The sequence below is a fragment of the Geobacillus sp. ZGt-1 genome, assembly GCF_001026865.1.
GTDB classification, from domain to species: domain Bacteria; phylum Bacillota; class Bacilli; order Bacillales; family Anoxybacillaceae; genus Geobacillus; species Geobacillus thermoleovorans.
Genome location: NZ_LDPD01000004.1, coordinates 8443 through 24382, shown reverse-complemented (window position 1 = coordinate 24382; position 15940 = coordinate 8443). Strand labels below are relative to the sequence as shown.

Genomic DNA, 15940 nt, shown 5'->3' with positions numbered 1-15940 from the left:
ACGGACGCATCGCGCCGACACTGTTCGGCTACGGTTCGATGCAAGAAGCGTTTATTTTGTTTTCTCTCCGCCTGCCGCGCATCGTGATTACGTTGCTCGCCGGGATGGCGCTCGCCTTGTCGGGAGCGATGCTGCAAGGCACCACCCGAAATGAGCTCGCCGATCCGGGCATATTGGGCATCAACGCCGGTGCCGGCGCAGGCGTCGCTATATTCTTTTTATTTTTCCCGATTGAAGCCGGGACGTTCCTTTATGCTCTGCCGCTCGTCGCCTTAGTGGGAGCACTGTTGACGGCGGCGGCCATGTACGCCGTTTCCTACCATCAAACAACCGGGCTGCAGCCGGTATCGTTCGTCCTGACCGGGATCGGGTTTTCGATGGCGCTCTCCGGGCTCATGATCATCCTCATTTCCGCCGCGGACCGAACGAAAGTCGACTTTATCGCCAGATGGCTTTCCGGAAACATTTGGGGCGATGATTGGCCGTTTGTTTGGGCGATGCTGCCGTGGCTTGTCATCGGTGCATTGATCGGTCTATATCGGGCGAAACGGCTAAACCTTTTGCATTTAGGCGATCCGGTCGCCATCGGCGTCGGCGTTCATGTTCGCCGCGAGCGGCTCGTACTGATGGCGACAGCGGTCGCCGTCGCTGCAGCGGCCGTCGCTGTAACCGGGGGCATCTCTTTTATCGGCTTAATGGCGCCGCACATCGCCAAAATGATCATCGGCCCGCGCCATGAGCGGGCCATTCCGGCAGCGATGCTCATCGGCGGCTGGCTGCTGCTTGCCGCTGACACGATCGGGCGAAACGTTCTCGCCGAACCGCTTCCGGCCGGAGTTGTTGTGTCATTCATCGGTGCACCATACTTCATTTATTTGTTATTGAAGCGTTGAACCTTTTGATGGCCATGAGACGGATCAAGGATGGCGGATAAGCTCGTTCAACTGCCTTCATCTTCATCTCTCTACTCCCGTTTCACTTTGAAACGGGAATTTTTCCGTTTGCGATGCGAAAAGGGCTGGCTCCAAGACCGAAAAACAGCCTTGGGCGCGCAGCCCTTTTTGGCAAAACCATTCCTTAAAATGCCGGAATTAAGAAGCCCGGCGCCGCTTCCAAAAGCGGACAGCTCCAATCAAAATGATCGCAGCAATAATGACATACACCACTTCGGCGTACATCCCAATCACTTCGGATACTTTCCCCCACGACTCACCGAGCGCCGCCCCGATCGAGATTAAAATCGTATTCCAAATGAGCGTGCCCAGCACCGACAGCCAGACAAACAGCCCTATATTCATCTTCGCCATGCCCGCCGGGATGGAAATCAAGCTGCGTACAAGCGGAACCATGCGCCCGAAAAAAACGGCCCACACCCCATAGCGGTGAAACGTCAGGTTCGCCTTGGCGATGTCTTCCGGCTTCACCCGCAGCCATCCGCCCCAACGGTCAACGATCCGCTCGAGCCGCTCAACCGACAACAGCCGGCCGATGCCGTACAGCACCAATGCCCCGGCAACCGAACCGGCGGTCGCCGCCGCAATAACGCCAGGCACCGTCAAAGACGTGTACGTCGTCATAAACCCGCCAAACGGCAAAATGACTTCCGACGGAATCGGCGGAAAGATATTTTCCAGCGCGATCATAAAAAAAATGCCGATATAGCCAAATTGCTCCATAAAATCAGTGATCCACGCCTGCATGGCGCCATTCTCTCCCTTCCGCACGGCTCATTGTATGTACGCATGTCTCTTTCCTCATAATGTATGTATATGATATGGTAGTACAAAAAAAGATCCTTTGCAAAAAAGAAAAGCAGCTTGCTTTCGCTCTCCCTTCGATATCACCGGCTTCATCGGCGTCTCGCAAACGAAAGGCCGCCCACCCCCAAGCAGATGAGGATGGACGGCACGCCCCCCTAGCAACAACCTTTCCATGATTATACCCAACCGCGGTAGCGAGCTGCTTCTGCTGTTTGGCGCAGCCCGATCATGTACGCCGCCATGCGCATATCCACACGGCGCGATTCCGCCAATTCATAGACGCGATGAAACGCGCTCGTCAATTTCTCTTTCAACTTCTCGACGACTTCCTCTTCCGTCCAATAATAGCCTTGGTTGTTTTGCACCCATTCAAAATAGGAAACCGTCACCCCGCCAGCGCTCGCCAGCACATCAGGCACCAATAGCACGCCCCGCTCCGTCAAGATTTTGGTCGCTTCCAGCGTCGTCGGGCCGTTGGCCGCCTCGACCACAATTTTAGCGCGAATATTCGCGGCATTGTCACGCGTAATTTGATTCGCTACCGCGGCCGGAACTAAAATATCACACTCTTTTTCCAGCAGCTCTTGATTGGTGATGACATTCTCAAACAGCGTTGTCACCGTGCCAAAACTGTCGCGGCGATCCAACAAATACGGAATATCCAGTCCGTTCGGGTCATACAACGCGCCATACGCATCGGAAATGCCAATGACGCGAGCTCCAGCTTCATGCAAAAACTTGGCCAAAAAGCTGCCTGCATTGCCGAATCCTTGAATAATGACCCGCGCCCCCTGCAACTCGATTCCCGCTTTTTTCGCTGCTTCTTCGATGCAAATCGTGACACCGAGCGCCGTCGCTTTTTCCCGGCCTTGGGAGCCGCCGAGCACAAGCGGCTTGCCGGTGATAAACCCAGGCGAGTCAAATTCGCGGATGCGGCTATATTCATCCATCATCCACGCCATAATTTGCGAGTTGGTAAACACGTCCGGCGCCGGGATATCTTTGGATGGCCCCACGATCTGGCTGATCGCCCGCACATAGCCGCGGCTGAGCCGCTCCAGCTCACCCATCGACATGTTCCGCGGGTCGCAGACGATCCCACCTTTGCCGCCGCCATACGGCAAGCCGACAATTCCGGCTTTGATCGTCATCCACATCGACAGCGCCTTGACTTCTTCCTCGGTGACATCCGGATGAAAACGAATGCCTCCCTTGGTCGGCCCTACGGCATCGCTATGCTGGGCGCGGTAGCCGGTAAACACTTTCACCGTTCCGTCATCCATACGGACGGGAATGCGTACGGTAAGGACGCGCAAAGGTTCTTTGAGCAGCTCATACATCTCCTCGCCGTAGCCAAGTTTGGCCAGCGCCTCTTTGATCACGCGCTGGGTGGAGAGAAACATATTTTCTTCCATCGTCTCATTCGCCTCTTTGACTCGATTTATGGACGGGACAAGACATTCGCAATCCGTTCGAACGCCCAATCCAATTCCTCTTTCGTAATGATGAGCGGCGGTGCGAAACGAATGACCGTCTCGTGCGTTTCCTTGCAAAGCAATCCTTGCTCTTTCAGCGCCTCACAGTACGGACGCGCCGGCACATGCAGCTCGACGCCGATAAATAAGCCGCGGCCGCGGATCTCTTTAATATCGTCGTTTCGGATTTGTTTTAGTTTCGAAAGGAAGTATTCGCCAAGCTCAAGCGAACGCTCCGCTAGACGCTCTTCTTCAATCACTTCGAGCGCCGCGATCGACACCGCACATGCAAGCGGATTGCCGCCAAACGTCGATCCGTGCGAACCGGGTTCAAACACCGACAAAATGTCGCGGTTGGCGACGACGCAAGAAATCGGGAACACCCCGCCGCCCAACGCTTTCCCTAAAATATACATATCGGGCACAACCTCTTCCCAGTCGCAGGCAAACAACTTCCCGGTCCGGCCGAGACCGGTTTGAATTTCGTCCGCGATGAACAGGACGTTGTTCGCTTTGCATACGTCATACGCCGCTTTTAAAAATCCTTGCGGTGGAATGCGGATGCCGGCTTCTCCTTGGATCGGTTCGACAAGAAACGCCGCCGTATTCGGTGTAATCGCCGCTTTCAACGCTTCGATGTCGCCGTACGGGATGATTTTCACTCCGGATAGCAGCGGTCCAAACCCGCGTTTATAAGCCGGTTCGGACGACAGCGACACGGCGGCAAGCGTCCGGCCGTGGAAGTTTCCTTCACAAACGATGATTTCGGCTTGGTTGTCCGGGACGCCTTTGACGTCATACGCCCAGCGGCGCGCCGCCTTGAGCGCCGTTTCCACCGCCTCGGCGCCCGTGTTCATCGGCAGCACCATCTCTTTTTTCGTCAACCGGCACACTTTTTCGTACCACGGGCCGAGCTGGTCGTTATGGAACGCGCGCGATGTGAGCGTCACCCGATCGGCTTGCTTTTTCAACGCTTCAATAATCTTCGGATGGCGATGGCCTTGGTTGACAGCGGAATAAGCGCTTAACATGTCCATATAGCGGTTGCCCTCTGGGTCTTTCACCCATACCCCTTCCGCTTCCGAAATGACAATCGGCAATGGATGATAATTTCGTGCTCCATATCGTTCCGTTTGTTCGATGAGCTGTTGCGATTTTGTCGTCATCAAAATCCCCCTTTTTTCCTCACTCTCCACCTTCACGGACAACGTTTGCCTTCATCCGACGATTGACGGACCAACGTTCCATTACAGGAAAAGGGCGGCTGCGGCCGCCCCGCCATTAAAACATTTCCGATACGGTTTTCGCTTGCATATGGAGAATCAAATAGTCCGGGCCGCCAGCTTTCGAGTCGGTGCCTGACATGTTAAAGCCGCCAAACGGCTGATAGCCGACAATGGCCCCTGTGCAGCCGCGGTTGAAGTACAAGTTGCCAACATGGAACTCGTGCCGCGCTTTTTCGAGATTCGCCCGGTTGCGCGAAATGACGGCTCCTGTCAGACCGTATTCGGTGTTGTTCGCGATCTCAAGAGCATGGTCAAAGTCGCGCGCTTTCGCAAACGCCACGACCGGTCCGAAAATTTCCTCCTGCATGATGCGCGCGTTCGGGTCGACATCAGCAAACACTGTCGGCTGGATGAAGAAGCCCTTTGCATCGTCTCCTTCCCCGCCCGTCATGAGACGGCCTTCCTGTTTTCCGATCTCGATATATTCCATAATTTTGTTGTACGCGTTTTGGTCGATCACCGGCCCCATAAACGTCGCTTGCTCCGCCGGGTCGCCGACGTTAAGCTGCTTTGTCAGCTCGACGACACGGCTGAGCACTTGATCATACACATCTTCGACGATGATCGCGCGCGAGCACGCCGAACATTTTTGCCCCGAAAAGCCAAACGCCGACGCGACAATCGATTGCGCCGCCAGTTCCAGGTCGGCTTCCTTGTCCACAACGATGGCGTCTTTGCCGCCCATTTCCGCGATGACCCGCTTCAGCCAAATTTGCCCTGGGTGCACTTTCGCTGCCCGCTCATAAATGCGGATGCCGACATCCCGTGATCCGGTGAAGCTGATAAATCTTGTGCGCGGATGGTCAACCAAATAGTCGCCGACTTCCGCGCCGCTGCCCGGGATATAGTTCAATACACCAGCCGGAAGCCCCGCTTCTTCCAACACTTCCACAAATTTATACGCCACCACCGGCGTTGCGCTCGCCGGTTTCAGCAGCACCGTATTGCCCGTCACAAGCGAAGCGACCGTTGTCCCCGCCATAATAGCAAACGGGAAGTTCCACGGTGAAATGACGACACCGACGCCAAGCGGGATATAGAAAAAGCGGTTCGTTTCCCCCGGACGGCTTTCGACCGGAATGCCGTCTTTCAACTTCAACATTTGCCGGCCGTAATATTCCATAAAGTCAATCGCTTCCGCGGTATCGGCGTCCGCTTCGCGCCACGGTTTGCCTGCTTCTTTCACCAGCCAAGCGGAAAACTCGTGCTTGCGCCGGCGCACGATCGCCGCCGCCCTGAACAAAATATCGGCCCGCGCTTCCGGACTTGTCCGGCTCCAAGTGCGGAACGCCTCATCAGCGGTTTTCATCGCCCGCTCCGCCAGCTCTTTGTTCGCTTTCGCCACCCGGCCGACCACTTCCGTTTTGTTCGCCGGATTGATCGAAATGATTTTGTCCTCCGTCATCACCCGCTCGCCGCCGATCACAAGCGGATAATCGCGCCCAAGCTCCGATTCCACTTTTTTGAGCGCCGCTAAAAACGCCTCACGGTTTGCTTCTACGGTAAAGTCGGTGAGCGGTTCGTGTCTGTACGGCTGCACCATTTGGTCATCCTCCTTTTAAAGGCAAAAAAATTTTTCGTTATAAAACGGTTTCATAGTTATATTATGCAAATGATTATGGCTTTTTTCAATTGTTTTTACTTGGCGGCCTTGAGCTCCCCTTCTTCTGCGGCTAGGGGCTGAACCCGTTTTTTCGCCACAAGGTGGTAGTACCCGTAGCAAGCGAGCAAAAACGGAATGCCGCAGTAAAGCGCGATCCGTTGATCTGGGATAAAGGCCAGTCCGATGATCGTCGCCATATTCAACGCAAACGCGGCCAGCGGCACGAACGGATACAACGGCGTCCTGTATTTCAGATCGCGCACATCGCCGCCTTCGCGCAAAAACGCTTTCCGGCCGAAATAGCTTGACAGCGCGATGGAAGCCCACACCGTGACGGCGCCAAATCCGGCGATCGCCGTCAGCCAGACGTACACCGTATCTTCCGCATACACGCTGCACAACAGAGACAAGCAGCCGATGGCAATGCTGGCAATAAGCGCATTGATGGGCACGCCGCGTTTCGATAGCTTGCTGAAAAACGGAGTGACCATGCCTTGGCGCGACATCGACCAGAGGACGCGCGATGTCGCATATAAGCCCGAGTTGGCCACCGACAGCACCGCGGTAATGATGACAAAGTTCATGATATCGGCTGCATACGGAATGCCAATGTTGTCAAACACCTCAACAAACGGGCTTTCCACAACGCCGGCTTTCTCCCACGGAAACAAACCAGCCAGCACAAAAATGGCCAAAATAAAGAAGATCAAAATGCGCCATACGGTGTTGCGCAACGCAACCGGCACCGTTTTTTCCGGCTCGCGGCTTTCCCCTGCCGCCACGCCGACCAATTCCGTCCCCTGGAACGAAAAGTTCACGAGGATCATCGTCGTAAAGATCGCCCAAAACCCATTTGGAAACAAGCCCCCATGGTCTGTAAAGTTCGAGAAAAACGGAGCAGGTTGTCCATTTTTCATATGGATGACTCCGAACATCGCCGCCAGACCAAGAACAATAAAGGCGATCACCGTCAGCACCTTGATGCTCGAAAACCAAAACTCCACCTCGCCAAATCCTTTGACAGACAAGGCGTTGATCAAAAACAAGAGCAAAGCGAAGACCGCACAAAACACCCATGTCGGCACATCAGGAAACCATCGCTTCATCAAAATGCTGACCGTGAGCAGCTCGATGCCGACCGTCACCGACCAGTTCAGCCATGACAGCCAACCGATGCAATACCCCACTGCCGGCGAGATGAATTTCGTCGCATACGTCTGATACGACCCGGCATCAGGAATTCTCACGGCCAATTCTCCTAACGAAAGCATGGTCAAATACATAACCAATCCGCCAAAAAGATAAGCAACGACGGCCCCTCCTGGCCCCGCCTCATGAATCGTATAACCCGATCCTAAAAACAAACCGGTGCCGATCACTCCGCCTAGCGCGATCATAAATAAATGCCTGCTTTTTAGCTCTCGTTTCAGTTCTTGCACTGGTTGCATCCGAAAACTCTCCCCTCTCTATGATAGATTCCGCAATCGCTTACATTTTTATCAAACGAATAGCAACCTCCTTTTATGCAAAATTATTTTTCAATTTATAATGTATTACAACTTTATTATGAAATTATTTTTTTCTATTTTCAATATATTTAGCAAAAAATTTTTTCACATCTTTCTTTCCCTTCCTGTCTCCCGTCCACCTTATGCTATAATACAAAAAAGAGAGGTGCTGATCGTGAACCGGGATATGGAAACGCTTTTATCAATGTATGAGCAAATTCTCGAAATGATCGACCTTGGCGTCCATGCGGTCGATCAACATGGGAAAACCGTCATTTACAACCGGAAAATGCGGGACATCGAGGGTATGAACATCGAGGACGTGCTCGATAAAAACATTTTGGACGTCTTCCGCTTCAACCCGGAGCAGCCGAGCACATTGCTTGAAGCGTTGCGCACCGGCAAGAGCATTCTGAATCAACAGCAAACCTATTTCAATAACAAAGGACAAGCCGTGACAACGGTCAATCAAACACACCCGCTGCAAAAAGACGGGCGCATCATCGGCGCCGTGGAAATCGCCAAAGACATCACCAAATTCCGCAAGCTGATCCAAGAGCACCACCAACGCGGTGAAGCCGGTCGCACGTTTGCAGACATCATCGGCCAAAGCGAAGCCATGCAAAAGGCCATCCGCCTTGCTCGTCATGCCGCCCGCTCCGAGGCGTCTGTGCTGCTCATTGGGGAGAAAGGGACAGGAAAAGACTTGCTCGCTTCCTGCATTCACCACGAAAGCGAACGGCGAGCTAAGCCGTTTTTTGCGCAAACGTGTTTGTCGCTTCCGGACGATTGGATGGAAACGATGCTGTTTGGCAGCGAAGAAGACGGCGAGATCCAGCCCGGCTTGTTTGAACAAGCGGACGGCGGCACCGTCCTGCTTGACGATATTGACTCGTTAAGCCTGCCGCTTCAACAAAAACTTGCCCGTTTCCTGCAAGAAAAACAGTTTGTCCGCGCCCATGGCCAAGAACCGGTTCGTGCGGACGTTCGCCTCATCGCCTCGACAAGCGGCGACCCGATTGACGCGGTCCAAAACGGAGAATTGATCAAATCGCTTTACTACCAAATTGCCGTCCACTGCATCGTCCTGCCACCGTTGCGCGAACGGAAAGAGGACATTTTGCCGCTCGCTATCCATTTCATCCGTCAAGGCAACGAGCGCTATGGCCTACATGTCGAAGGACTCGGCGATGACGTGCAAGAGGCGTTTCTTGCTTACAGCTGGCCCGGCAACGTGCGCGAGCTTGAGGCCGTCATTTTGGAAACGATGGCGACGATGGAACAAGAACAAACCATCACCCTCGCCCATCTGCCTGCCCCTTTTCGAGCCAAGCTGGCGCCCGACGAAACGAAAACGGACTTTTTATTTGATACGGAAGACATTTTGCCTCTTGACAAATACATGGAAGAAGTCGAAATTTACTACATCCGCAAGGCGCTGCAGCATCACGGCTTCAACATCACCAAAACGGCCAAAGCGCTTGGTTTGAGCCGACAAAACTTGCAATACCGCATCCGCAAGTACCAGATTGATAAGGAATGGGGATGAAAAGGCGAAAAGCCTCAGCCAGCGGGACGGCAAAAAGGACAGGGGAGGTCGCTGTGGATGATCGACGCTCATATTCATCTCGACCAGTACACGGACATCGATGAACAAATCAACCGTTGGCAAGAAGCGGGCATCACCGGCGTCGTCGCCGTATCCACCGATTTGCGCTCCAGCTGCCGAACGCTCGAGTTGAAACAGCGATTCCCTTCCTTCGTCTACGCCGCCATCGGTTTTCATCCCGAGCAACCGCTGCCAAGCGAAGCCGATTGGAACGAATGGACAGAGCTTGTCAAGCAAGAGCGGCCGCTGCTCGCCGCCATCGGCGAAGTCGGGCTGCCATACTATTCAGCGGAAGCATGCGCCAAGCTGCCCGCGTATCAAGAACGATTAACCGAAATCGCGGCCATCGCCGCGGATGCTTCCTTGCCGCTCACCCTTCACGCCGTCTACGACCGCGCGGAAACGACCTTGGCCATCTTGTTGCAAGCTGGTGTCCGACAAGCCCATTTCCACTGGCTGAAGGCCGAGCCTGCCGTGGTCAAACAAATCGTCCAATGCGGCTACTACATCTCCGTCACGCCGGAAGTGTGCTACCGCGAGCGCGACAAGCAGCTGTTATCCCTCGTTCCCATCGAGCAGCTGCTCCTTGAAACCGATGGCCCATGGCCGTTTGCAGGCCCGTTTGCCGGAAAACTGACGACGCCGTTATGGCTATTGGACTCCGCGCGAGCCGTGGCGGCACACTATGGCCGAGATATCGAACAAGTCAAAACCATGATCACGGCGAACACAAAACGGCTTTACGGTTGATCTTCCTTATCGTACGATGAAACCAAATCTACATCGAAATGAGGGAAACATGATGGATCATAATGAGCAAGTGCGCCAACAGCTGATCAAAAGCGTTTCCGGGCTGTCGGACGAACAGCTGAACACCCGAGTGGCGGACGGAAGTTGGACGATCGCCCAAGTGCTCGAACACCTGTACTTAATCGAAACATCGATCGCAGCCATGATCGCCTATACATTAAAGCATGGCGAGAGCCAACCGGTCGAGGAGAAACCGATCCACTTGACCGTTGATCGTTCGAAAAAAGTGGAGGCGCCTGATTTCGCCCGCCCGAGCGACCGCTTTTTCACTCGACACGAACTGGAAGAAAAATTGCATCAATCGCGGCAGCGGTTGCGCCAAATCACGGAGCAAGCCAACCCGGCTGACTTGGAAGCCAAATCGTTCCCGCATCCAATTTTTGGGCCACTGAATTTGAAGCAATGGGTGGAATTTGTCGGCTATCATGAACAGCGCCACCTCGCGCAAATGGAAGAAATCAAGGCACAGCTTCCGTGAGGAGCGGGCGGCTCATCAAGGAAAAAGCCGAGCAACGACCAGCCAAATCCCCGCCCTGCTCGGCTTACAACGATTTTCCATCTTCATGTGAACGCTCCACTGCCCCTGTCACAGCCATTGTTTTCACTTGCTTTAACGTCGCCACGATGAGAAAACTGACAATAACAAGCAAACACCACGAACTCACCTTCCCAAGATGAACAAGGCTCCACGCCTTCACCTGGTTTGGATATTGCCAAGCGCCAAAAAAGGTGGCGATGTTTTCCGCGATCCAGATGAAAAACCCGATCAGCAAAAAGGACAAAACAAGCGGCATCCGGTAGCGGACTCCCCCGACCTCATACGTCACCCATGACCGCCAAAAGACAAGCATGACGAGGCTTGAGAGCCACCAACGAACGTCCACCCAATAATGGTGGGTGAAAAAATTCAAGTAAATCGCCGAAGCGAGAGGAACGACCATCCAAAACGGCGGCCATTGCACCAACTCCACCTTCAGCCTTCGCCACGCCTGGCAAAGATAGCTGGCGACGCTCGCATACATAAAGCCGCTGTACAAGGGCACGCCAAAGATTTTCGTATACCCCTCTTCCGGATACGACCACGAACCCATGCGCACTTTAAACAGCTCGAGCGCAAGTCCAATGACGTGGAACAAGGTGATCACTTTGAGTTCATCCCGCGTTTCCATCCCTGACCGCACCATCCACCATTGCATGAGCAGGCAAATAACAAGCAGCCAATCATACCGCGGCAATAGCGGAAGCGGCGCGATCTTCGTCAGCGCCAATGAGGCAAAAATGACAACCGGAAACACGCAAGACAACACCTGCGCCCAACCGAAGCGAACAAGCTGCACAAACGCTTTGATCAGCCGCGACTTTCTGCAAAACTGGCGCACCCGGACGATCATGAGGCAAAGCGGTGGGTATTCGTTCACCGCTGCCTCGTGTTTCTCCCCTTTCAAGCCGTCCCCTCCCTACTCACGGATTTGACTCCCCTTCATCACTTCGATACTCCAAAATGTCCCCGGGCTGGCAATCGAGCGCCTTGCAAATGGCTTCGAGCGTCGAGAAACGGATCGCCTTCGCCTTCCCGTTTTTCAAGATCGACAAATTCGCCATCGTGATCCCGACTCTCTCCGACAGCTCGGTGACGCTCATCTTCCGCTTCGCCAACATGACATCAAGATTCACGATAATCGGCATGTCATCCACCTCAAATGGTCAACTCATTTTCTTGTTTGATTTCAATCGCCTGCTGCAGCAGCTTTTGCAAAACCGCGGCGAACACAGCGATGACAAGCGACGCAAACGGCACAATCAGACCGACGAAAATGACACCCGGAGCGTCGTCTTTCTCGGCGAACAAGTAAAACAGCGGCAAGACAAGCAAATGCAGCCCGCTGATGGCGACGGCGCAATGTTTGATCGTCTTTAACGCTTTCACCGACGCCTCGGAAAACGCGTCGTTTCGGTCAATATACACTAACAACCGGAACGCCTGATACAAAGCGAAGTAGAACGGCAGCGCGGACGCCTCAAACACAAGATAAACAAAATACTTGATCCAAGGGAACGTTGGCACCAGCTTGACAGCCACCTTCGCAAGCGCAGGCACCAAAAATAGGCACAATGCCAAAACCGGAAGGCCGATCAACACTAAAGACGCCTTCAAAAACAACGTTTCCCGTTTCATCGAAACACCTCACTGACTCGTTTTCGACTTTATTGTAATGAACGTCTTATCGTTTATCAATAAATAATTGTTGATTTAAATTAAATTTTTTCTGCAAAACAGCAAAAAGAAAAGACGTCCCCACACGGGAACGCCCGACCATACCTATTGAGACGACAGGCACACCGTATTCACTTCCACGCCGCCATTACCAATCGATTCGCTTTCCATCTCGGAAAAAGCCGCCGTTCGGCCCGTCAGGCCTGATTCTGCTATTTAACCGCACTCCCTCCAATTACTCGTTTTTCATCGACAGCCCGTGCTTTCGCGGAAATCATAATAGGATACCCTCCTTCAATCCATAAATTTCATCAACACCTGTCTATCATTATAAAAGAATGAGGGCACTTTCAATGGTTAGATCAAGACAATTCGTTGATTATTCAACAAATTGTATGAAATTATCGATGATCGATTCGATGTTTTCTTTTCCAACATCGTCATCCTCGCAAAGGAACAAACCCTACCAAAGATTCCCGATCATGAGGTCATATCGAAAACAACATCCGCCCGTTTAATCGGCTCTTCGGTTTCCAAATAATAGTCTTCTGCTTTCCAATACCGGTTGATGAACTTTTGGATGTTTTGTTTCACTTGATCGTTTTCACGGGCAAAGCGAATCTCCCGCGGACAATCCAAATAGACGACGAAATCAAAGAACGGCCTCCATTCTTTCCTTTGCAGAAAAACACCTTCAATCATGATCATGTCCGAATCAGAGAGATAAACCGTTCGCTTGGAGTGCGTATCGGTCTCATGATCATAAAACGGGAGGGTCAGCTGGTGGGATGCTTTGAGTTGACGGAACAACTGATGCGTTAGCCACTCCACATCCCACTGTAAATAATAATATTCAAACCATTCCTCGTTTCCCGTATGATAACGTTTGGCTCGCTCGACAATATGATCATCCATGTGAAAAACGCACACGGAGATGCCTTGCTCCCGCAACGTTTGACTCAGCTGATTGGCTAATGTCGTTTTGCCCGATCGGCTTAGCCCATCAATCCCGAGGACCAATCGGCCCGCTGTTTTTATCGCCAAAATGGTCTTGCATAAGAAGTCGATGCGATCACGCAACTCCATCCCCCCTCATGTATTTTTAGGATAGCCTATCTATAAAGTACAAATTCAAAATCGCCCTGCTGCGGCGGAAAAGAAGCAGGTTTTCCCGATGAACTCCATTGCTTTTTCCGCTGCTTCCGTTTTCCTTTTCCAGCAATTACTTGCTCTAACCCTTTTCCCATTAATTTAAAGGCAAAAATGGCAACGATAAAGGCAACACACGGCCCGACAACAATCCATTGGTCAAGCATCATTTCCCGATAGGAAAGACCGATCAAGCCGGACCATTCGTTCGAAAGGGAGAGCGCCACCTTCTCCGGAGGGCCCAACCCATCGGAATCATATATAACTTTTACGCCTCCTAGCAATATTTGAAACGCCCCGAGATGCACAAGCAGCAAGAGCGACTGCACCGTCTGCTGGGTAAACAGCAAAAACAGCCGCGGCCGCATATACGGGAGAACGTGCTTGCGGATGAGCCAAACGTTATCAGCTCCCATCAGCCGGGAAGAAACGACAAATTCATTTTGCAAAAAGACAGCGATATCATTGCCGATGACCAGCATTAACGGCGGAAGCGCAACAGCCGCAAGCACCAATAGTTGTTTTATCAACACTCCCATTCCAGCTCCTTGCTCCTCCAATGGAATGAAAGCAAAAAAGAGCATCGTTAAAAATATCGCCGGCACAAACCGAAAGGCGCGGACGATGGACTCGGCAATAAAACGAAATTTCTGTAAATAAAAAGCATACATGATTCCGCCGACCGTCCCGAACGCCAGCCGCAGCAAACTGACCGCCAATGCGGTGAAAATCGTATATTTCGCCCCATCGATGACCTTCCAAAACACATCTTCGCCTTGGCGATCGACGCCAAACGGATGGGCCCAGCTCGGCGGGTACGGAGGAACGTCAACGAGCCGACCAGCCTCATTGTAGATCTGCTTCGGCGGCTGTGGAATGATGTCTTTCAGCCAATAAGAATATAAAAAACTGGCCAGCAATAGACCGGCCGCGATGATAAACCCTATCGTAAAATAAACGTTGCGGAATGCGCGCATCACGCTACCCCCCTCTCGATTCCCGTCAAATAAGCAATCACTCGTTTCCCGGCCACATCAATGATGTAAAACGGCAAAAACAGCATGGCAAGACCGATAGCCACTACTTCCGGCGTATGGAGCTGCTCATACAAAAACCGGAACAATCCGTGCATATTAAACAAATATTCCGCCACTAACAAGTTCGACAGCATAAACCAAAACAAATATTGGACGTTAGAAAACACGGTGATCAGCGCGTTGCGGAACATATGGCGCCATAGCACTGCCGTTTTTGACAATCCTTTCGCTAGCGCATATTCGACGTATGGCTTGTCTTTTTCCTCCGTAAACGCAAGAAATGTCATTTGGAACAGCAGAATGGAAGGCAAAATGGAAATCATGACAATCGGCAGCACGTATACATTGTCAAAACCGGCAACAGGATTGACAATAAGCAAATCTGTCTTTTTAAACACCCAGATGACAAACAGTTGCGTAGAAAAAATAAAAATAACATCGGGGATCGACTCAAGAAAAAACGCGATTCCTTTAACCATTTTTTGCAGCGGACGCGGAAGCAAAAAGCAGATGTAGGCTCCCGTAACGGCTATAAGGAAGGAAACAGCCAGCGCCCCCCATAAAATAATAAGGGAATAGGCATACGGCTCCATCATCGTTGAGAGCAGGGGAGCATTGTGCCATTGCGAGAGCGAAACCGTTATATCACGAATAGAAAAAAAGCTCCAAAACAGCTGCTGAAATTGCTGCCAAAATACCGTGACCATTTGCGGGCTCGGAAACAAGGAATAGCTTTGCGCAAACGCGATAATCGCCATAATCGTGAAAATGGTAAGCAACAAATCCGCCAGCACCGTCAAGGCGAGTTTCCATTTCTTCATAAGGCTGATCCCCCTCCTTCGGAGCATGGGCAACCGATTGCTTGATGTTCCTTTCGGCTGTAAGCTGCCAGTGCTTGCATTTTAATAAGATGGTGCCGGGGGAGGCAATGTTTCTGCTAACATGGATTGCTGTCCTCCCATTCCATCGCCTATTTTCAAGATGCGGTCATACATTTTAATTCCTACATAGGTTTGTCCGTCTGTTTGATATTCTACTCTGCCCGACGAGTCTTTTTTGATAAGCTCTCCCTTTTCACCATACTTCTCTTTTACGTGCTTCGGCTGCAGTTCTGGCAAAAACATCACATCCAGCTCATATTCCTTAGCTCGCTCCGGTCTTTTCGCGCTCCATGAATAACTTCCGTCTTCCCCAACGTTTACTTTTTCCTCGAGTACCTGTTTGCCCCCCTCGATTTCTTTCATCACAATTTGCACGACGGCGCCTTTTGGCAGATTGCTGTTTCCGCTTAGCACCACTAGGTCACCGATTGTTTTGACCGCACCACCTAATTTTACCGTTTGCTCCACTTTCGGTTTGGCACAGCCAACTAGCACCAATAGCAACAACAACGTAAGGACCACCGTCATTCGGATATCCTTCATAAAAACCCTCCTTATATGTATGTATAAGCATCTTTCAATAAAGAGGTTCATCACCGAAAGATGT

16 protein-coding genes are annotated in these 15940 nt (G+C 52.1%); 4 read left to right on the top strand and 12 right to left on the bottom strand.

Going from position 1 to position 15940, the window contains the following annotated elements; genetic code table 11:
• Positions 1 to 893, top strand: an 893-nt coding sequence (locus tag VU18_RS00835) for an iron ABC transporter permease (RefSeq protein ID WP_047757509.1), incomplete at its 5' end; no start/stop codon positions are given.
• A gap of 198 nt (positions 894 to 1091) precedes the next feature.
• Here the strand turns inward: VU18_RS00835 and VU18_RS00830 are convergent.
• The 5 genes from VU18_RS00830 to VU18_RS00810 form a co-directional block, all read right to left on the bottom strand.
• Complete coding sequence (locus VU18_RS00830; RefSeq protein ID WP_011229700.1) at positions 1092 to 1700, bottom strand: DedA family protein; 609 nt, start codon at positions 1698 to 1700, stop codon at positions 1092 to 1094.
• A gap of 236 nt (positions 1701 to 1936) precedes the next feature.
• Positions 1937 to 3175, bottom strand: a complete 1239-nt coding sequence (locus tag VU18_RS00825) for a Glu/Leu/Phe/Val dehydrogenase (protein WP_014194643.1) — start codon at positions 3173 to 3175, stop codon at positions 1937 to 1939.
• Between the two features lie 26 nt (positions 3176 to 3201).
• Positions 3202 to 4401, bottom strand: a complete 1200-nt coding sequence (locus tag VU18_RS00820) for an ornithine--oxo-acid transaminase (protein WP_011229698.1) — start codon at positions 4399 to 4401, stop codon at positions 3202 to 3204.
• Between the two features lie 115 nt (positions 4402 to 4516).
• Positions 4517 to 6064, bottom strand: a complete 1548-nt coding sequence (gene pruA / locus VU18_RS00815; RefSeq protein ID WP_011229697.1) for an L-glutamate gamma-semialdehyde dehydrogenase — start codon at positions 6062 to 6064, stop codon at positions 4517 to 4519.
• Positions 6065 to 6159: 95 nt separating this feature from the next.
• Entirely contained in the window at positions 6160 to 7572 is a 1413-nt protein-coding gene (locus VU18_RS00810) for an amino acid permease (RefSeq protein WP_011229696.1), read from the bottom strand.
• A 235-nt stretch (positions 7573 to 7807) separates the two neighbouring features.
• Between VU18_RS00810 and VU18_RS00805 the strand changes: the two genes are divergently transcribed.
• The 3 genes from VU18_RS00805 to VU18_RS00795 are packed head-to-tail and all read left to right on the top strand — an operon-like array spanning position 7808 to position 10529.
• Positions 7808 to 9181, top strand: coding sequence for a sigma-54-dependent Fis family transcriptional regulator (locus VU18_RS00805; RefSeq protein ID WP_047757505.1), 1374 nt, complete (start codon positions 7808 to 7810; stop codon positions 9179 to 9181).
• Between the two features lie 57 nt (positions 9182 to 9238).
• Positions 9239 to 9991 (top strand): TatD family hydrolase, encoded by a 753-nt coding sequence (locus VU18_RS00800; RefSeq protein WP_047757492.1) that lies wholly within the window; start codon positions 9239 to 9241, stop codon positions 9989 to 9991.
• A 52-nt stretch (positions 9992 to 10043) separates the two neighbouring features.
• Positions 10044 to 10529: a DinB family protein gene (locus tag VU18_RS00795; protein ID WP_047757491.1), complete on the top strand. Its 486-nt coding sequence runs from the start codon at positions 10044 to 10046 to the stop codon at positions 10527 to 10529.
• Between the two features lie 64 nt (positions 10530 to 10593).
• Here the strand turns inward: VU18_RS00795 and VU18_RS00790 are convergent, their stop codons facing one another.
• The 7 genes from VU18_RS00790 to VU18_RS00760 all read right to left on the bottom strand — a co-directional run.
• Positions 10594 to 11496, bottom strand: coding sequence for a DUF817 domain-containing protein (locus VU18_RS00790; RefSeq protein WP_021322048.1), 903 nt, complete (start codon positions 11494 to 11496; stop codon positions 10594 to 10596).
• 16 nt (positions 11497 to 11512) lie between these two features.
• Positions 11513 to 11737 carry a helix-turn-helix transcriptional regulator gene (locus VU18_RS00785; RefSeq protein WP_013144000.1) on the bottom strand — a complete coding sequence of 75 codons (225 nt, stop codon included), beginning with the start codon at positions 11735 to 11737 and terminating at the stop codon, positions 11513 to 11515.
• A gap of 10 nt (positions 11738 to 11747) precedes the next feature.
• Complete coding sequence (locus VU18_RS00780; protein WP_011229691.1) at positions 11748 to 12227, bottom strand: DUF2975 domain-containing protein; 480 nt, start codon at positions 12225 to 12227, stop codon at positions 11748 to 11750.
• A 519-nt stretch (positions 12228 to 12746) separates the two neighbouring features.
• Entirely contained in the window at positions 12747 to 13352 is a 606-nt protein-coding gene (locus tag VU18_RS00775) for a kinase (RefSeq protein WP_011229690.1), read from the bottom strand.
• A 26-nt stretch (positions 13353 to 13378) separates the two neighbouring features.
• Complete coding sequence (locus tag VU18_RS00770) at positions 13379 to 14392, bottom strand: ABC transporter permease (RefSeq protein WP_047757490.1); 1014 nt, start codon at positions 14390 to 14392, stop codon at positions 13379 to 13381.
• A complete protein-coding gene (locus VU18_RS00765; RefSeq protein WP_011229688.1) occupies positions 14392 to 15273 on the bottom strand; it encodes an ABC transporter permease subunit in 882 nt (293 codons plus the stop codon). The genes VU18_RS00770 and VU18_RS00765 overlap by 1 nt, the downstream gene beginning before the upstream one ends.
• Positions 15274 to 15354: 81 nt before the next feature.
• Positions 15355 to 15940: hypothetical protein (locus tag VU18_RS00760; RefSeq protein ID WP_236687227.1), on the bottom strand; the 586-nt coding region annotated here is incomplete at its 5' end.